Annotated in this window: 17 protein-coding genes; 12 read left to right on the top strand and 5 right to left on the bottom strand. The window is 41.1% G+C overall.

Features of this window, described 5'->3' with window-relative positions; genetic code table 11:
• Nucleotides 1-79 precede the first annotated feature (79 nt).
• The 4 genes from MHH23_RS19905 (at nt 80) to MHH23_RS19890 (ending at nt 4,477) form a co-directional block, all read left to right on the top strand.
• Nucleotides 80-1,588, top strand: a complete 1,509-nt coding sequence (locus MHH23_RS19905) for a class I adenylate-forming enzyme family protein (RefSeq protein WP_061417791.1) — start codon at nt 80-82, stop codon at nt 1,586-1,588.
• A gap of 66 nt (nt 1,589-1,654) precedes the next feature.
• Entirely contained in the window at nt 1,655-3,037 is a 1,383-nt protein-coding gene (locus MHH23_RS19900; protein ID WP_017358611.1) for an amino acid permease, read from the top strand.
• Between the two features lie 100 nt (nt 3,038-3,137).
• Nucleotides 3,138-3,503, top strand: coding sequence for a VOC family protein (locus MHH23_RS19895; protein WP_008342155.1), 366 nt, complete (start codon nt 3,138-3,140; stop codon nt 3,501-3,503).
• 113 nt (nt 3,504-3,616) lie between these two features.
• Nucleotides 3,617-4,477 carry an alpha/beta fold hydrolase gene (locus MHH23_RS19890; protein ID WP_340960151.1) on the top strand — a complete coding sequence of 287 codons (861 nt, stop codon included), beginning with the start codon at nt 3,617-3,619 and terminating at the stop codon, nt 4,475-4,477.
• Nucleotides 4,478-4,516: 39 nt separating this feature from the next.
• Here the strand turns inward: MHH23_RS19890 and MHH23_RS19885 are convergent, their stop codons facing one another.
• Both MHH23_RS19885 and MHH23_RS19880 read right to left on the bottom strand, forming a co-directional pair.
• Nucleotides 4,517-5,944: an alanine/glycine:cation symporter family protein gene (locus tag MHH23_RS19885; protein WP_024719017.1), complete on the bottom strand. Its 1,428-nt coding sequence runs from the start codon at nt 5,942-5,944 to the stop codon at nt 4,517-4,519.
• Nucleotides 5,945-5,977: 33 nt separating this feature from the next.
• Nucleotides 5,978-6,958: a glutaminase gene (locus MHH23_RS19880; protein ID WP_008342152.1), complete on the bottom strand. Its 981-nt coding sequence runs from the start codon at nt 6,956-6,958 to the stop codon at nt 5,978-5,980.
• Nucleotides 6,959-7,475: 517 nt separating this feature from the next.
• Between MHH23_RS19880 and MHH23_RS19875 the strand changes: the two genes are divergently transcribed.
• The 3 genes from MHH23_RS19875 (at nt 7,476) to MHH23_RS19865 (ending at nt 10,990) form a co-directional block, all read left to right on the top strand.
• A complete protein-coding gene (locus tag MHH23_RS19875; RefSeq protein ID WP_144679703.1) occupies nt 7,476-8,762 on the top strand; it encodes an ATP-binding protein in 1,287 nt (428 codons plus the stop codon).
• Nucleotides 8,763-8,766: 4 nt separating this feature from the next.
• Entirely contained in the window at nt 8,767-9,705 is a 939-nt protein-coding gene (locus MHH23_RS19870) for a response regulator (protein ID WP_024719015.1), read from the top strand.
• A gap of 193 nt (nt 9,706-9,898) precedes the next feature.
• The gene (locus MHH23_RS19865) at nt 9,899-10,990 is read left to right on the top strand and encodes an SEC-C metal-binding domain-containing protein (protein WP_061417804.1); all 1,092 of its coding nucleotides are present in this window, start codon (nt 9,899-9,901) and stop codon (nt 10,988-10,990) included.
• Between the two features lie 48 nt (nt 10,991-11,038).
• Here the strand turns inward: MHH23_RS19865 and MHH23_RS19860 are convergent, their stop codons facing one another.
• On the bottom strand, nt 11,039-12,079 hold the full coding sequence (locus MHH23_RS19860) for a DUF4352 domain-containing protein (RefSeq protein ID WP_039166413.1): 1,041 nt from the start codon (nt 12,077-12,079) through the stop codon (nt 11,039-11,041).
• A gap of 498 nt (nt 12,080-12,577) precedes the next feature.
• Between MHH23_RS19860 and MHH23_RS19855 the strand changes: the two genes are divergently transcribed.
• A complete protein-coding gene (locus tag MHH23_RS19855; protein WP_340960150.1) occupies nt 12,578-13,507 on the top strand; it encodes an aldo/keto reductase in 930 nt (309 codons plus the stop codon).
• Between the two features lie 35 nt (nt 13,508-13,542).
• Here the strand turns inward: MHH23_RS19855 and MHH23_RS19850 are convergent, their stop codons facing one another.
• Both MHH23_RS19850 and MHH23_RS19845 read right to left on the bottom strand, forming a co-directional pair.
• A complete protein-coding gene (locus MHH23_RS19850; RefSeq protein WP_251211055.1) occupies nt 13,543-14,508 on the bottom strand; it encodes a sensor histidine kinase in 966 nt (321 codons plus the stop codon).
• A gap of 11 nt (nt 14,509-14,519) precedes the next feature.
• Nucleotides 14,520-15,221: a LytR/AlgR family response regulator transcription factor gene (locus tag MHH23_RS19845; RefSeq protein ID WP_007498366.1), complete on the bottom strand. Its 702-nt coding sequence runs from the start codon at nt 15,219-15,221 to the stop codon at nt 14,520-14,522.
• Nucleotides 15,222-15,381: 160 nt separating this feature from the next.
• Here MHH23_RS19845 and MHH23_RS19840 point away from each other — a divergent pair, with 160 nt between their 5' ends.
• From MHH23_RS19840 to MHH23_RS19825, 4 genes are all read left to right on the top strand, one after another.
• Nucleotides 15,382-16,122: an ATP-binding cassette domain-containing protein gene (locus MHH23_RS19840; protein ID WP_007498365.1), complete on the top strand. Its 741-nt coding sequence runs from the start codon at nt 15,382-15,384 to the stop codon at nt 16,120-16,122.
• Nucleotides 16,122-17,303 (top strand): ABC transporter permease, encoded by a 1,182-nt coding sequence (locus MHH23_RS19835; protein WP_268432010.1) that lies wholly within the window; start codon nt 16,122-16,124, stop codon nt 17,301-17,303. The genes MHH23_RS19840 and MHH23_RS19835 overlap by 1 nt, the downstream gene beginning before the upstream one ends.
• Before the next feature lie 257 nt (nt 17,304-17,560).
• The gene (locus MHH23_RS19830; RefSeq protein ID WP_234833527.1) at nt 17,561-17,761 is read left to right on the top strand and encodes a hypothetical protein; all 201 of its coding nucleotides are present in this window, start codon (nt 17,561-17,563) and stop codon (nt 17,759-17,761) included.
• Between the two features lie 51 nt (nt 17,762-17,812).
• On the top strand, nt 17,813-18,037 hold the full coding sequence (locus tag MHH23_RS19825) for a hypothetical protein (protein ID WP_286069446.1): 225 nt from the start codon (nt 17,813-17,815) through the stop codon (nt 18,035-18,037).
• The last annotated feature ends 25 nt before the right edge of the window (nt 18,038-18,062 follow it).

Genomic DNA, 18,062 nt, shown 5'->3' with positions numbered 1-18,062 from the left:
AATGTGAATGAGATAAAATCTGCCAATCCAATTCTCTGGAAATTGGCTATTGGACATCAAACGTTTGGAGATGAAGATATTGAATACTTTACAGGCATTACTAAACGACAGAATGGAACGCTCTTCACAAATTGAAGCGGTAACTGGCGGAGGTGTGTCTTATACATTTGAAGAATATGCAAAACGCATTGATCAGCTGGCACATTACTTACACCGTAAAGGAATTCGAAAAGGTGACCGGGTGTGCTTTATTTGTCAAAACCATCATCACTTTTCTACGATTATGCTGGCAGCCATTAAAGCAGGTGCAGTCGCCGTACCGCTTAGCTGGCAGCTTACCTCTTTTGAGCTAGAAGGTATCTTGAAAAAAGCAGAGCCAAAGGCTTTATTTTTTGACCGTGAATTCCGTGACATCATTGCGGCAGTGAATGTGTCTTTAGAAGATTGTCTCATGGTGGAATCTGGTGTCAATGCGAAAACAACACAGCTGTTTGAAGACATATTGGCGTCTAATGATGGAAGTGATCTTGCTGAAGAGGTATCAGAAGAAGATTTGGCCATGATTTTATTCACCTCAGGTACAACAGGCAATCCAAAAGGCTGTATGGTCGGACATGGACGAATCTATCAATTTTTAACACGACGTGGGAATCGAGGATTTGATCTGAAAGGAAAACGGTACTTGGCAAGTCATCCGCTGTATCATATGAGTTCAATTAATCACCTGATTGCAGCTGCAATTGAAGGGTATACGTTAGTCTTCTTACATGATGCAACACCGAAACGCATTTTAGAAACGATTGAGAAAGAAAGAATTACGTTTATGATGGCTTTCCCATCAGCTTATACGTACATGCTAGAAGAAATGAAGCGCGGTTCGTACGATCTCTCATCTTTTGAAATTGCGATTTCTGGTGGTACGAAGGTACCGGTACGCTTAATTAAAGATTACAAAGAAGTAGGCATTCAGATGATGCATGGCTATGGAAGTACGGAAGCGTGGGTTGTGAGTGCGTGGCATCCAGCGATGGGCGAGGATAAGATGGGCTCTGCTGGTAAAGTGGATCCGGATGTAGAAGTCAAAATCGTGCATCCTGAGACAGAGGAGGCGCTGCCAGCTGGAGAAATTGGCGAGGTCGTCATGAGAAGCCCATTTTATTTCTTAGGTTACTATCATCAACCTGAAGCGACAGAGAAAGTGCTCAAAGATGGCTGGTTCCATATGGGGGATGCAGGCTATCTGGATGAAGACGGTTTTCTTTATATCACAGGGAGATACAAAGATGTGATTCTATACGGTGGGGATAATATTTATCCTGACCAAGTGGAAGAGGTCATTGATCAAATTCCAGGTGTAATTGAATCTGCTGTCATTGGGGTACCAGATGACTTATATGGTGAAGTACCAAGTGCGTATATCGTAAAAGACGAATCTGTCGATTTCTGCGAAGAAGATGTGGTGAATTACTGCAAGGAACGTTTAGCAGATTACAAAGTGCCATCCATTCATTTCACGCAGGATCTGCCAAAAAATAAACTTGGTAAAATCATGAAGAAAGATTTACGTGAATTGGTTGTGAATGCGTAGGACCTATTCTGCTATAATGAAATTTGAATGATTTTTTGTTTTTCTAACGTTTTGGAGGGAAAGGGTTTGCGACATATACTTCGTAAGAAACACATTCACGATTTGTTAGAACAGAGCAGACAGCAAAAGGTAAAGAAAACACTGGGCGGGCTCGATCTCACGCTCCTGGGCATAGGGGCTGTGATTGGGACGGGGGTCATGGTGTTAACCGGAATTACAGCAGCTAAGGATGCAGGACCGGCTGTTATTTTCTCCTTTGCGATCGCAGCGATTGTGTGCAGTTTAGCAGCACTTTGTTATGCAGAAATGGCTTCCGCGCTGCCTGTGTTCGGCAGTGCGTACATTTATTCATATACCACAATGGGTGAACTCGTAGGTCATCTCATGGGATGGACGTTATTATCTGTTTATATGCTGACTGCTTCAGCTGTAGCGAGTGGCTGGTCGAGTTATTTTAACAGCCTGCTGGAGGGGTTTGGAATCTCAATTCCACATCAATTTTTAGCTGGTCCAGAACAAGGCGGATATATGAATTTGCCAGCAATTATCATTGCTTTACTCATTGCGTGGATCCTATCTAGAGGAACGAAAGAAAGTAAAAAATTCAATAATATCATGGTGTTTGTGAAACTTGGCATTATTGTTCTTTTCATTGTAGTAGGTGGTTTTTATGTAGAGCCAGCCAATTGGCAGCCGTTCATGCCGTTTGGTACGGAAGGGATTATTGCTGGAGCCGCTGCTGTGTTTTTTGCCTTTTTAGGATTCGATGCCATTTCGGCTTCTGCAGAAGAGGTGAAAAATCCACAGCGGAACCTGCCAATTGGCATTATTGGTTCATTGCTCATTTGTACGATCATTTATATTGTCGTTTGTTTGGTCATGACAGGCATGGTGCACTATACGAAGTTGAATGTGACAGAGGCGATGTCTTATGTATTGCAAAGTGTCCATCAACATAGCGTGGCTGGTATTATTTCTGTCGGTGCTGTGATTGGATTGATGGCTGTGATTTTCGCCAATAATTATGCGGCAACTCGAATTGCTTTTGCGATGGGGCGGGACGGACTCTTGCCTAAAGTGTTTTCTAAAACAAACAAAAGTGATACACCTGTTGCAAGTATATGGGTGATTGGCGGGATGACAGCTGTTATTTCAGGGTTTATTGATTTGAAGGATCTGTCCAACCTAGCCAATATCGGTGCATTATTAACGTTTGCGATGGTGAGTTTATCCGTACTCATTTTGAGAAAGACACATAAACAGCTGGAAAGGGGATTCCGGGTTCCGTTTGTACCGGTTTTGCCAATTATCTCGATGGGCTGTTGTGTGTTTCTGATGCTCAATTTACCAGGCCGGACATGGCTGTACTTCGGGGTTTGGCTGATGATCGGTGTCGTCATGTACGCAGCATATTCTAACAAACACAGTGAATTAGCGAAATCTGCTTGAGAAAAAGGTGCAAATCCGTTGACGATTTGTGCCTTTTTTCATACGATTTGGGATAAGCTATATAAGAGATAATGAACGGAACAAGAGGAGGATGAGGGAAATGATCAGCGTTAGTCCTTATATTGTCGTAGAAGACGTCAAAGAATCTCTTCAATATTATCAAGGAATTTTTGGCGGAGATATTCGTATCTTAAATGAACATCAAGACCGTGTATTGCATGCTGAGCTGCACCTTGGAGAATCACTGCTCCACTTTTCAGATACATTTGGCCGCACACCAAAACCGGAGAATCTTCGATTGATCATGCAGTTTGACAATGAGGAAGAGTTAAAGGCTGTATACGAGGCGCTTGAAGCTGACGGAGATGTCCTTGTGGAATTACAGGATACGTTTTTTGGCGCACTTCATGGACAAGTACAAGATCGGAAGAATGGTTTGATATGGGTGTTGAATTATATGAAATAAATAAAGACCTTCACCCTTGTGAAGGTTTTTTTGTGAGTGTTTTTATTTTCTGAAAAATGGAAAATATGCTATGTTGGAAGAATGATAAGACATGGGGAAAGGGTGGAAAAGGAATGGATCAAGTTGAGTTTCAATATATTCAAACAAACGGCATAAAGCTCCATACGGCAATGGCTGGTCCTGAAGATGGCCCACTGCTGGTTCTGCTGCATGGATTTCCTGAGTTTTGGTATGGTTGGAAAAATCAAATCCTCCCCCTGGCTGAGGCGGGGTATCGTGTCGTTGTTCCTGATCAAAGGGGATACCATCTGAGTGACAAACCGGAAGGAGTCGAATCATACGTCTTAGACAAATTAAGAGATGATATCGTGGGATTAATTAAGGCGCTGAGCCCAAATCAAAAGGCTATTGTCGGCGGACATGATTGGGGCGGAGCGGTTGCTTGGCACCTTGCTTCAACCCGTTCTCAATATGTAGAGAAATTAATCATCGTCAACATGCCGCATCCTCGTGTGATGATGAAGGTCCTTCCGTTTTATCCGCCGCAGTGGAAGAAGAGCTCTTATATCGCGTTCTTTCAGCTTCCAAATGTACCAGAGGCAGCCCTTCAAGAAAATCACTTTCAAAGACTGGATGAAGCCATTGGACTGTCTGCTAGACCTCATCTGTTCACGAAGGAAGATGTCTCAAGCTACAAGCTGGCATGGACGCAGCCTGGAGCCATTACGTCTATGTTGAATTGGTATCGAGGTATTAAAAAAGGCGGCTTTGAAAAACCGATTTCCAAACGAATTCTCGTGCCTGTCCGCATGATCTGGGGAATGGAGGACAAGTTTCTAAGCAGAAAGCTCGCAAAAGAAACGATCAAGATTTGCCCAAATGGACAACTGATTTTTGTTGATGATGCGACTCATTGGATCAATCATGAAAAACCAGATGTCGTGAATAAGCTCATACTCGAATTTTTAAAATAAAGAAATAAGCTCTGATCATATGACCAGAGCTTATTTGTTTTATCCGATTTGATTCTTTTTCAAGGAAACAGGTTCGTCGTCCCAGCATTCAATCTCTTCATTGTTTGGAACGGCATTTTTATAGAAAACAGGATCTTTGCCTTCTTTTTTCTGTCTCATGTAATCCTTCAGTGCTGCAAAGGCGACTTTGGACAACATGGTAATGGCAATGAGGTTGACGATGACCATGAGACCCATGAATAAGTCGGCTAGACCCCAAACGAGAGGAACAGTGGCAACAGCTCCGAAAAGAACCATGCCAATGACAGCAACACGATAGATGTTGAGCCAAATTTTATTCGCTCCCAAGAACTCAATGTTCGTTTCACCATAGTAATAGTTACCAATTAACGTACTAAAAGCGAATAAGAAAATCATAATGGCTAGGAATCCAGAAGCCCAAGGTCCAATGTGCTGACTTAATGAAGCCTGAGTTAACTCAATTCCTTGCAGGTTGGTTGTTTTATACGCATCAGAGAACAAGACAAGAAAGGCTGTACTTGTACAAATAATTAACGTATCTGTTAATACACCAAATGCTTGGATTAATCCTTGTTTGACTGGGTGGCTCGTGACAGCAGTTGCTGCTGCGTTAGGCGCACTACCCATACCGGCTTCGTTTGAGAAGAGACCGCGTTTAATCCCTTGTAACAATGCTCCACCTAGTGTACCGCCGGCAAACTGTTCAAATCCGAAAGCATGCTTCACAATCGTACTGATGACACCTGGCAGTTCAGTAATATTTGTGACAATCACAAAGAAAGCAATCCCGATGTAAGCAACGGCAAGGACAACGACAATATATTCAGATGCTTTTGCAATCGCTTGGATACCTTTAAAAATAATGGCGGCAAAAATAACAGCCATAATGATGCCGACAGTTAGGCGATCTAGACCAAAAGAGTTTTGAAAAGCAACGGTGATGGTATTTGATTGCACTGCGTTAAAGACAATCCCAAAAGAGATCGTGATCAGAATGGCAAATAAAATCCCCATCCAGCGCTTGTTTAACCCTTTTTCCATGTAATAAGCAGGTCCCCCGCGGAATCCTGTTTTATCTTTTACTTTATACACCTGAGCTAATGTACTTTCAACAAAGCTTGAGGCAGAACCGATAATCGCGACGATCCACATCCAGAAGATTGCACCAGGTCCACCGATCGCAATAGCGATGGCAATCCCTGTGATATTCCCTGTTCCGACACGTGCTGCCATACTGATGGCAAATGCTTGGAACGGTGAGATTCCCTCTTTTTCTTTTCTTCCTTCTTTTAGAACACGCAGCATTTCTTTCAGCATTCTGACTTGCAGGAAGCGTGATCTATATGTGAAGTAGACCCCTACTCCAAGTAACAGAGCAATGACAAGATAAGTCCAAATAAAATCATTTGTAGTTGTTAAATAAGATAGCAAAGCTTTTTCGTTCATAACATCACCTCTTCGAATTCATCACTGTTCTTTTTAAAAAATACTGAGATCCCACTCTTTGGCGAGTTTCTTCAGCATCATGACACCGGTAATACTATTTCCACAATCGTCAATGGCAGGACCATAAATGCCGATCCCGCAGCCTGTCTGAAATGGGAATTCTCTTCTTGCGCTTGGCGGAACGCAAGCCATGATTCCTCCAGACACACCACTTTTGGCTGGAACACCTACGAATGCAGCAAAATTACCAGACGCATTGTACATGCCGCATGTCAGCATCAATGCCTTTGTTAGTCTTGCGATATCTTTTGGGATGACTTGGACTTGTTTAAAGGGATGGTAGCCATCACTTGAAATAATCAGTCCAATCAAGGCGATGTCCTCTGTTGTGACCTCAATGGAACATTGCTTTAAATACACTTCTAACGTGTCCTCGACATCTGATTCTAAGTAATTGGTTTCTTTTAAATAATAAGCAAGTGCCCGGTTGCGGTGTGCAGTTGCCCATTCTGATTGATAAACCTCTTCATTAACAGAAGGACGCTTCCCTATTAAGTTTTCGATTAAATCGAAAATATATGCTAGCTTTTCTGTAGAAGTCTTTCCAGGAAGGATGGAGGATACGGTAATAGCTCCAGCATTAATCATTGGATTAAAGGGCTTCCCTGGTTTATGCATCTCAAGGCGGTAGATGGAATTAAATGCATCACCAGTTGGCTCTACATCTACCCGATCCAAGACGTACGGAACGCCTCTTCCTAAACAGGCAGCTATAAAGCTGATGACTTTTGATATACTTTGCAGGGTAAAGGGAACGTCCCAATCACCATAACGTACAGATGATCCATCTGGGCCTATCACGCTGATACCAAGTTGAGAGGAATTTACTTTTCCGAGTGCTGGAATGTAGCCAGCGTTCTGCCCGTTTTTGTAATACGGACGTATTTCTTCTGCCCATTGATCAACAGAAGACTGGCATGCGTGTTGTGTATTATTAGAAATTGCTGTTTTCATACGATTCCTCCAATCAAAAATCAAAAAGTACCCTATTGAATTGGCGGATGACAAAAAATGCGATCAAATAGGCACGAAAACATGTTACACATCTTCAAAGAACTTGTCATGCGCTGCTTGTACCACTCCTTTACACCTAAATATATGTTCAAATGAAGGCTTTGGCGGCGAAACAACAAAAAGGGTTTTTAGTGAAAATTCAGAAAACGCTTACATATAGTTTCACTAAAATTGTTCATTCAATTTATCTTGGAAACTACACAATCTGACGAAAATCTACAGAAAAACTTACAAATAAAAATCAGTCTGCGTGTAATTGTCTAAACAATTCCCATTATTGTAGACAATCTCCAAATCGTAGAATAGCTGAAAGGTCACCATGCCTTCTCGGAGAATAGTCATAAAAAATGATTTTGAAGAGAGAAGTAGCCGTGAAAATAATTTTTTTGCTCATTGTGAAGCAAAGAGTCTCCTTGTATACTGTGGCTATGTAAACAGGGGAAGGGATGTCAGTCATTTGAGTTTAAACCAGCTTGTCAAAAAAGACGCATTTATTTTGATTTTTATGATCGTCATTGTGCCGCTTGCGGGAGAGCTGAAGTTTTATCCTGTGAATGAAACATTTCGTATTAGTTTTGGGGCACCTGCGTTTTTCTTTTGCTTATTACTTTTAAGAAAATCAAGACCATTGCTGCCAGGATTTTTAACAGGCGCAGCCATTGTCCTATTTCGGGTAGGTTTAGATCTTATTCAGCAAAAAGCTGATCTGGCTCTGTCATTTTATCAGCAGTTTCCGAGCTTCTTTTTTTACTTTACTTATGCTTTTCTTTTCTTTGTTGTCCAAACAGGACGTTTCAAGCAGCGTTCCATTTTTATTGGGCTGATCGGACTGATGATTGAACTGCTTGCTGATTTTGTTGAGCTGTTTGTACAATTTTTAGTGTTTGATACAACCATGACTTTCTCAAAGCTGAGTGATATGATCCTCATTGCATTTGCTCACAGCTTCGTGGTCATCAGCTTTTTTAATATGATGAGGCTGTATGAGGCACAATCAAGAGAGAAACAAATCATGAAGCAAAATGAGCATATGATGATGGTCATTTCAAATTTATATGAGGAAACAGTTCATTTAAAGAAAACGTTAAATCATACAGAGCACATAACGCAAGAATCCTATCGGCTCTATCGTCTGCTGAATGAACATGAGGCAGGAAAGAAAGTGAGTCAGGAGCTGCTGAAGCTTGCAGGGGAAATACATGAAGTTAAAAAGGACAATCAGCGTATTTACGCTGGGCTTTCAAAGCTGATTTCAAAGGAAAACATGCAAGATTATATGAGGGCAGAGGATCTTGTTCAAATCGTGATTCGCATTCAAGAGAAATATGCGCTATCTCTCGGGAAGAACATTTCCTTTACATCTGATATAAAAGGCATTCACTTGCATGAGTATCATGTGTTCATTTTCTTATCGCTGATTAATAATTTAATGGCAAATGCAGTTGAAGCAATCAAGGATGATGGAGCCATCTCACTCGTATTAAAAGGCAGTCATGATAAAATAGAGATTCGGGTCGAGGATGATGGACCGGGTATCCCTGAGAAATTGAGAGAGATTGTATTTGATCCTGGATATACCTCAAAATTTGATGCATATGGAACACCGTCAACTGGGATTGGCTTATCCTATGTGAGAGAGCTGGTTCAAGAGCTGGACGGTCAAATCCAGATTGAGCAGAAAGAAACGAAAGGAACAGCTTTTCAGCTTGTCCTTCCGATAAAAAATTTAATACAGAGAGGGTGAGTGTATGCGATTTTTCATTGCAGATGATGATCGTGCAATACGCTCGATTTTAGGTCAGATCATTGAGGATGAGGATCTAGGAGAGGTCGTGGATGAAGCTGATGACGGCATTGGATTAGAAGCGCATTCATTGAACCTGAAAAAAGTAGACATCCTTCTGATTGATCTTTTAATGCCAGCTAGAGACGGCATTCAAACCATACGTCATATTCACCCTGAATTCAAAGGCAAGGTCATCATGATATCTCAAGTAGAAGCAAAAGAGATGATGGCAGAAGCCTATGAACTTGGAATTGAATATTATATTCATAAACCCGTCAATCGAATTGAGATTGTCAGTGTCATTCGAAAGGTCATGGAGCGGATCAAGCTCGAAAAATCAATTTACGATATTCAAGCTTCTCTTCGGCATGTGCTGCCATTAGAGCCAGTGATTTCTCATGAGACAGGTACTGGATCAAAGCGAAGAACGATGAAAGAGGCAGGGGAATTCCTCCTATCTGAATTAGGAATTGTCGGAGAGAGTGGCTCTAAGGATTTACTAGAGATATTGATCTACTTACATGAAACGCAGACAGCCAATTCTCATGAGGTGAATTTTCCGCCATTAAAGCAGCTATTTATCAAAACGGCGGAACGAAAGCTTGGTCGTGGTGCGGCGGATGTGGAAGTGATGCGGGAAGTGAAAGCAGCAGAGCAGCGAATTAGACGAGCCATCCATCATTCTTTAAATCATTTCGCATCACTTGGGCTCACAGATTTTTCAAATCCTAAATTTGAGCACTATGCGTCGAAGTTTTTTGATTTCACTGATGTCAGCCAAAGGATGAAAGAAATGCAGAAGACTTCTTCATCTGCTGGGTCAACAGGAAGAGTCAATACGAAAAAGTTCGTGCAAATCTTTTATTTTGAAGCAAAGCAGCTATTCGAAGGGATGAGCTGAGGGAAATCTATTGGAATGATTGGAGAAAATAAACAGAGACAGAGTGCTTTTGACTGTGAGCCGCCTTGCTCTTTTAGACGTCTTTGTTATTTATCTAATAATTCTGATTTTTCTTTTTTCTTGAAAATAAAACTCTCCTGTGCAATCGTTTGTTAAAATAGTGAGGTTAGACTAGAATGTCGGAGGTTTTATTTTGGGAAAAATTAAACGAAATGCGCTCTGCCCATGCGGAAGCGGAAAAAAATATAAACATTGCTGTGGTCAAAAGTCAGGCGGAGAACAAACGTCTGAGCTTGTGTTTAAGGAAGCTGTACAAGTTCAAAAGGATTTAATGAATTATGCGTTCTCTAAGCATCAGAGAGCGATCAATCAATTCATTAATGAGTTTTCTTTCCTAGCAGATATGGATAAAGAAACGCAACAAATCTCAGTCTTTCATTTGAGTGTATGGGGCATTTTCTTCCGCCCATTAACAGATAAGAAAGAGACTATCTTCCAAGAATTCCTGACAAAAAAAGCAGAAGATATTACCCGTCCTAAAACAAGACAAGTGGTTGAATCTTGGACAGACATGGAGCCATCTTTGCTTTTATTAAATGAAAAAACGGACGAGTCTCTTTACTTTGAGAATATGGTGACAGCTGAGAAGGTTGAAGTTGATGTGAAGCCGGATCAAACCGTGCTGCCAGAGAAAGGTAGTCTTGTTCTAGGTTTCCCTGTTCAGTTTGAAGAAAAAGCAGAGTTTTTCATTCAATATACGATGTTCGCGAAAGAGTTTACTGATACGCTTCTTCTTCAGGTTCGCCAGCTCGTTGAAGCACATGAGGCAAACGGAGGAGCACGTAGTACATTTATGAGAGAAGCCTTCCCTGAAGTGCTGAAGTGTATGTTTGCGAAGCAAGAAGTTGAAGAAATAGAAGCGCCTGCTCAAACAGAAGGAAGTACAGTAGGACTATCAGCAGATCGGATGGACTGGGCGAGTGACGTTCAGCTGGAAACAGCCAAGCTGATTGAAGACGGGATGAAAGAGCACGGTGACCAAAGCCTGACAGATGGCGCTTTAACAGTTTGGAAAGCTTACTGTGATCAGAAAGCACCTGTGATCCGTAAAGCGGCGTCATTTGCTGCGGGAATCGAATATTATATTCATTCACTTGCAAGCGATGCCCCGCTTTCTCAAGCACAAATTGCTAAAAAGTATGGCATTAGTGCGTCTACTGTATCGAGCCGATTTAAAGATATTGAAAAAGCGGTCAAAGAAGAGCAAGAGACGACTGTATCATAGCATGAAAAAAGACGCGGTACCTTTCAAGGAGCCAGCGTCTTTTTTTCATCATCTTGTTTTAATAAAACCACTCATGTATTGCTCTGTATTATAATCATTGAGGTCAATTTTCCACTGACCATCTCCGTTACGTTTCATTTTCACTTCATACTCAGCAGGGCTTGAGACTGGAGGAAGCTTTTCAAACTCAGATGCGTACATATTCAAGCTTTTCTTATACAATTCTTCTTTCGAACGGATTTTGCCGTTGTAAAACTCATCTCTTTGTTTGTCTAGTTTGTCTTTTAAGTTAGAAGCATCAATACCGGTTACTTGAGCGACAACCTTCGCTTCGTCATCTGAGATGGTTTTCACACTTGTTTCCACTTTCGCTTTATCCTTCATTGTATTTTGCATGCGTTTGTACATGGATAAAATATCGCGGTCACTGACTTCGTTTCCATATATGCCTGCACTTCTCTTAAAGTCTTTCACAAACATTTCGTGATATTTATTAACGACATCTGATTGATTGTCACCTGTTAATTCTGAGAATTGATCATTCTTTTTGTCAAAAACAATGAGATCTGTATAAGCAGATAGTGCTTTTGCTGGGTTATCTAGCTTTTTCGCTGTATCCAGTATCTTTTCGCCATCTAGTTCCATTTCGATCGAATCGCTGTTTTTCTTGATGCTATCTTGGTACACGAACTGATATTTTTTGCCTTTATCTACTAGGAAATAAAGAGCTCCTGATAGTGATTTCCCTTTGTTCAATGACCCTAGATCAAGTCGGTCTTTACTGCCGTAGAATTTTAAATCAGAGACTTTGGCATCGTCCTGATAAAGGGTGAAATCAGAGTTATATAGTGAAAGGGCTTTGTCACCTTTGTTGGTGATCGTCAGGTTGACTTTTAACACCAATTCATTGTCTCGCAAGGTAGTTGTTGAGTCTTCTGGTAACGTATATTCGTAGCTATTCACTTTTACCTCTGCTGTTTTTGTTGATTTTTGGTCAGCCTTTGTTGATTTTGCTGAGCTCTGGCAGGCTGCAGAGATGATCATCACGAATGAAATCATGAGGAGTGCACTTATTTTTTTAAGATTCACAGTTGATGCTCCTTTGCTTTTCTTTCGTCATTTTCTTCCCGCTATCTGACTGAGAAAAAAGAAACAGATAGAATGGTATATTCGGGTGTTAAAGGGGAAAATCTCCTAATGACGATTTGCACTATTCATTCTATCGAATTTCATTCGTGATGAGGAATAGGTTTTAGTCCCTATCTTTGATAGATTTTTACACAAATACCTATAAAAAACGGAATTTAATAAGTAGAATATACTAGTTAATAAGAATTAATTTATCTATTTATCATGAGTTTTAAATGTTTTGAGTGTAAAAATCTTGAAACGGAGGTAGTTTTCATTTCAAAAGATGTGTTAAGATTCACATCGCAAAGCTTTTCGTTTAAGTGTATCTTCATCATACGAATCTGTTTCTTTCAAAGCGTCCACCTTCAGATTGATTTTCAGAGAGCAGAATACTTGAATGTTGAAAATGATTCATGGGAAAATAAGGATGATTAAGCAGATAAGGGAGATGAGCTTTTGAAAAAAGTAACGCTTGGACGAACTGATTTACAGGTGAATCCGATAGGGCTTGGAACAAATGCAGTAGGTGGCCATAATTTATTCCCGAATCTGAGTGAAGATGCAGGGCGAGAGCTAGTAGAAACTGCTCTTGATCAAGGTGTCAATTTCTTAGATTCTGCTTTTATTTATGGGCTGGGCCGTTCAGAAGAATTGATTGGTGAGATCATTGCCAAAAGAGGCGGCAGAGCCGAACTGGTTCTTGCGACAAAAGGGGCTCATAAAGAAGTAAACGGACAAATCGAACTGGACAATAGCCGTGATTTCTTAAGACAGCAGGTCGAAGACAGCCTGAAGAGGCTCCAAACCGATTATATTGATTTGTACTATATGCATTTCCCAGACGGCCGCACGCCGCTGGATGAAGTGGCCGGTACTTTAAAGGAATTGAAGGATGAGGGGAAAATCCGGGCAATTGGGGCATCAAACCTTGATTTTGAACAGCTTCAAACCTTTAATCGAGATGGACACCTAGACGTGCTTCAATCAGAGTATTCTCTGCTAAAACGTCAGGCAGAACAAGACCTTCTCCCATACTGCGTGGAGCATGGGATTTCCTTTATCCCTTATTTTCCATTGGCGTCAGGCCTGTTGACTGGGAAGTTTACAAAGGATGCGACATTTGATGATATTCGAGCAAAGGACCCGCTTTTCCAAGGCGATGCTTTCCTTCAAAACCTCGAAAAAGTAGACAAACTGAAGACCATTGCGCAATCAAAACATGCCGAAACAGCCCATGTAGCGCTGGCGTGGCTGTTGGCGCAGGATGGCATTGATGCCATTATTCCTGGTGCAAAACGAGCCGAGCAAGTCTTACAAAACTTGAAAACAAACGATGTTCAATTAACAAAAGAAGAAATCAACGAAATCGATCAGATCTTTTCATAATATAAAAAATAAGGTGCCAAGTAGCACCTTATTTTTTATGCCATTGTGAGAGGAATCTTGATCACGAGCCTCAGGTTTGGAGAACGATACGTAAAATCAAGCGTGCCGTCTGCCTTTTCAACAAGCTGATGAATGATATAAGTACCCATACCTTGATGATCACCGCCTTTTGTCGAGCGGCCAAACGTCTTGAACAGATGATCTAATACGTGTTTTTCCATGCCCTTAGTACTGTTTTCACAATGAATCAAAAAGAGCCCGCTCCGGATGGAAGTCGTGATCGAGATGCTTCCCTCGTTCCCAGCTTGCTTCGCTTCAATAGCGGCGTCTAATGCGTTATCAAGCAGGTTGCCAGTAAAACTCACCTGATCCGCCTTAGAAAAAGGAAGAGAAGAAAAGGGTGCTTGAAGATCTAGTGAAAGGGCAATGTCCTCTTTTTCAGCCCGCTGGAAAAAGGAATGAAGGGTGGAGGCCAAATAAGCATTTTCCCCTTTGATCCAAGGGAAATGTTTCACGTATTGCTGAATCAAATCTTTGATCTCATGCTCGTCATTCGATGCGGAAAAGGCATTTAAATGTCTAGCTGTTTCATGGTGTTTACTTCGCAGCTCAAGCAGCAAGTCATTGGTTCTCGACTCAGCATGAATCAGCTCTTGAAGCCGACCATTTAATCGTTGCTCCGTTTGCATCACCTTGAAGGAAAGGAGATCGGCTGTCAAAATGATGATGACAGTTAAAAGATGGCTTAGTCCATTTCCGTGCGTGAGAAAAAGTGAAATGCCTGAACAGGTGATGAGCACAAAAGCGCCTAATATCACGTAACCACTCATACCTAGCCAAAACCTTTTGTAAATGAAAAAGGTGTAAAGGCACATGATGCAAAAGGTCAGAAGCCACACCATGCTTGATGACAAAGGCAGAACAGCTTTAGCAGCAGCTTGAACTGCAAGACCGAGCCAGATGAGCGTATATATGCGAAATCCAAGATAGAAAGCGTTCACGTTCGTTCTCCTTAAAAGTAGTATTTCTTAAAGTATTCTAATTGCTGCTTCGTCATCATGGCTTTTTTATCAGTCCCTTCAAAAGACACGATAAATGAATTTTTGGCATACGCCGAAAAGTTCTTAATGTAATGAATATTGATGATAAACGAGCGGTGGGAGCGGATAAAGTCTTTCTCAGCTAAATCACCTTTTAACTCGTTGAGAGTTTGGTATGTTTGAATATCTCCTGTTGTTGTGACAATGGTCGTCGACCTGCCAGTACGTTCAACAAAGATGACATCCTTTTTTTGCAGTACATGGATATCTGATTGCTGCTTGATGAGAAGCCGTCCGTGAATGCTTTTCTCCTGCTTGGTGGACATGTAGCGCTCTAAGGATTTGGCGATTCGATCAGCTTGATAAGGCTTCATAATATAATCATGGACATTCAAATCAAAGGCATGGACAGCATACCCACTGTTTCCCGTCACAAATACAACATCCACATTCAGTGCATGGGAGTGAATAAGGTCTGCTAATTCATAGCCAGACATGCCAGGCATCTCAATGTCTGCAAACAATAGATCAATGTCGCCCTGTTTGACCTTCTCATATGCATCCTCCGCTGACTGCGTCACAAAAACGATGTCAACGGCATCCATTCTGCCGACAATGGCATGCAGCTTTTCTAAATCCACTCGGTAATCATCGACAAGACCTACTTTTATCATAAAAATCACCTATGACTCTTCTTATTATTTGTCTATTTTACCATTTGTTTTTTAAAATGGATCATTTCAAGACAGAAAAAGGACGTTTCGCGACATTTTTATGTCAGACAGGCGGTATTTTTTCTATCATAGACGTAGATAGTCGAAAGGGGCGAACCAAATGATTACTCTCAGCGATTGTAGTTGCTGGTTTACAGATAAGAAAAAAGTCGTAAAGGCGATGAAACATATGACATTCTCCGTGAAGGAAGGAGAAGTCGTCGGCATCTTAGGAGAAAATGGAGCGGGGAAAACCACATTACTACGCGCCGTTGCGACATTATTGGAGCCTACTCATGGAACAGTCAATGTTGCAGGCTTTGATACAGTCAAAGAAGCAACTGAAGTGAAGAAGCGAATTGGGGTCTTATTTGGCGGCGAGACGGGACTTTATGACCGTTTGACGGCTCGTGAAAACCTTGAATACTTTGGGAAATTATATGGCTTGGATCAGCATGAGATCAAAGCAAGAATTGAGGATTTAGCAAAGCGATTCGGGATGAGGCAGTACATGGATCGCAAGGTAAAAGGATTTTCAAGAGGGATGAAGCAAAAGGTGGCGATTGCCAGAACATTGATTCATGACCCTGACATTATTTTGTTTGACGAACCGACAACAGGTTTAGATATCACATCGAGTAATATTTTCAGAGAGTTTATTCATCAGTTGAAACAGCAAAATAAAACGATTCTATTTTCAAGCCACATCATGGAAGAAGTCAGCCTGCTTTGTGACAGTGTCATGATGATTCATCAAGGGGAGCTCGTGTACAAAGGAACGCTTCCAGAATTATATGCACAGGAACAAAGTGAAGACTTGAATTACATCTTTATGTCGAAGCTCGCAAGGGGGAATGCATAATGTGGAAAACCGTCTTTTTAAAAGAAATGACAGATTCGCTCAGAGACAGGAAAACGTTGCTCTTAACAGTGTTGATCCCTCTTTTGACGATGCTCGGACTCGTGTTTTTCTACGAAAGCATGATCGCTGATCCAGGCGATAAAACGTATACAGTCGCAATCAATGAAAAGCTTCCGTCCGATATGAATGACATGATCAAAGAAGTGAAAAACCTGAAACTTGAAACATTTGATGACCCGCAGCAAGCCGTTAAAGACGGTGAGGCAAATGCTTATCTAGAAATACCAAAAGATGCAGGCGATATGCTTCAGCATCAAACATCGTTTGCCATTAAAGTCCATGGGTATCCAACAGATGATGATTCAGTGATTGCGGTTCAAATGCTGCAATCATTGCTGGAACAATATCAAAATCAAGTCGTAGAAAAGCGTTTGGCACAGGATCAGATCAAATCGTCAGTGATTCATCCGTTTGAGGTGCAATCGGTTGATGTGCAAGAAGGAGAGGACGGGGATGGAGAAAACGGGGTGACCACCATGCTGCTGTCGATTCTCCTTCCAATGATTTTAGTGACGTCTGTGATCTCAGGTGCTTTGCCAGCTGCGCTTGATATCGTAGCAGGTGAAAAGGATAGAAAGTCAATTGAAGCTTTATTCCTGACACCGGCCAGCAGACTTCAGCTTTTAATTGGAAAATGGCTAGCTGTTTCTATGTTTGGTATATTAAGTGGCATTGTGGCGATTAGCATGCTGCTGCTCTCTACATTGCTCTTTACAGAAAAACTGAAACAAGCGCTGAACTTCGGAGATCAAGTGTGGAGCATCATCGGCGTTATGTTTGCGGCATTAATTATCTTCTCATTCATGGTATCCATGATTGAACTGCTGCTAAGTGTCGTTTCAAGCTCAGTGAAAGAAGCACAGTCGTACATGTCCATGATCATTACACTAGGTGTGATTCCGATGTTTTTCACCATGAGGGCAGGCGCTACGCAGCTAGATACGTATTACTTTGCGATCCCATTCCTTAATATTCACGCACTATGCAAGCAATTGATGTTTGGCATCGTTGACCCGATGTCAATTGCCCTGACGCTCGGCTCCTCGGCGCTGACAGTGATGATCTTGTTTGTCATCGTGAGAAGTTTGTTTATGAAAGAGAAATGGATGCTTGCGAAATAGAAAGAACATTTCATTGATAGAAATGAAGAACTTGTAGATTTTTTCTACAAGTTTTTTGTTTTGTATATTTAAGTGAGTGATAAAAAAGGGATCACAATGTGAATGAGGTGATAGAATAAAAATGCTCAGTCATGTAAAATTGACTTCATTTTACTTAAAAGGGGTTTTGTATATGAGTGATCAATTAGAATATATATGCTCAGCAAACACATCATTTTGAAGCTTTCATTTTAGGGAATAAAAAAGGGCTGATAGAATTGAGAAATGCAATTGATAGAGCTTTAGAAACAGGTAGTTCTGTTGCACATTTATTCCAATCTGACTATGAAGGCGATGAGCAAAGGTTCGAGAAATTAATCACTCCTTATGTAGAGGAATATATACAAGAAGATGATGCAGTTGATCCGATTGACATCATAAAAGGATATGATGCTGAAAAGGGGAATTCATCTTCATAGTATGTTGTATCCTTTTGTCAGTATACGCCTTACAATAAGGAGGTGCGAAAATTGCCCGCAGTTTTCAGTTATGGAATCACCTGTTTCATCGCTTTTCTACTAATCATTTTCGTTCTCACCCATAAAAAACTAGAAAAAAAACTAGATCTCACAATTTTGATCGTAGTAGCCACCACATTATTGATGGTGAATGTCTTGTGGGTGTGGATCACCATTTTCTTCCTTACTTGTTTGTATGTCGGAATCAAATATAGACATCAATCAAAAAAAGACTAAAGAAAACCCCCGGGAACCGGGGGTT

The sequence above is a fragment of the Bacillus sp. FSL K6-3458 genome, assembly GCF_038005045.1.
In the GTDB taxonomy this organism is placed as follows: Bacteria; Bacillota; Bacilli; order Bacillales; family Bacillaceae; genus Bacillus; species Bacillus altitudinis.
The sequence above is the reverse complement of the archived record's forward strand: the minus strand, read 5'-3'. Positions and strand labels throughout refer to the sequence as shown.

Bases quoted from the DNA above. Each gene is read 5' to 3' on its own strand.
- MHH23_RS19885 (WP_024719017.1), bottom strand. From the start codon at position 5,944: ATGAACGAAAAAGCTTTGCTATCTTATTTAACAACTACAAATGATTTT.
- MHH23_RS19890 (WP_340960151.1), top strand. From the start codon at position 3,617: ATGGATCAAGTTGAGTTTCAATATATTCAAACAAACGGCATAAAGCTC.
- MHH23_RS19895 (WP_008342155.1), top strand. From the start codon at position 3,138: ATGATCAGCGTTAGTCCTTATATTGTCGTAGAAGACGTCAAAGAATCT.
- MHH23_RS19845 (WP_007498366.1), bottom strand. From the start codon at position 15,221: ATGATAAAAGTAGGTCTTGTCGATGATTACCGAGTGGATTTAGAAAAG.
- MHH23_RS19870 (WP_024719015.1), top strand. From the start codon at position 8,767: ATGCGATTTTTCATTGCAGATGATGATCGTGCAATACGCTCGATTTTA.
- MHH23_RS19840 (WP_007498365.1), top strand. From the start codon at position 15,382: ATGATTACTCTCAGCGATTGTAGTTGCTGGTTTACAGATAAGAAAAAA.
- MHH23_RS19835 (WP_268432010.1), top strand. From the start codon at position 16,122: ATGTGGAAAACCGTCTTTTTAAAAGAAATGACAGATTCGCTCAGAGAC.
- MHH23_RS19880 (WP_008342152.1), bottom strand. From the start codon at position 6,958: ATGAAAACAGCAATTTCTAATAATACACAACACGCATGCCAGTCTTCT.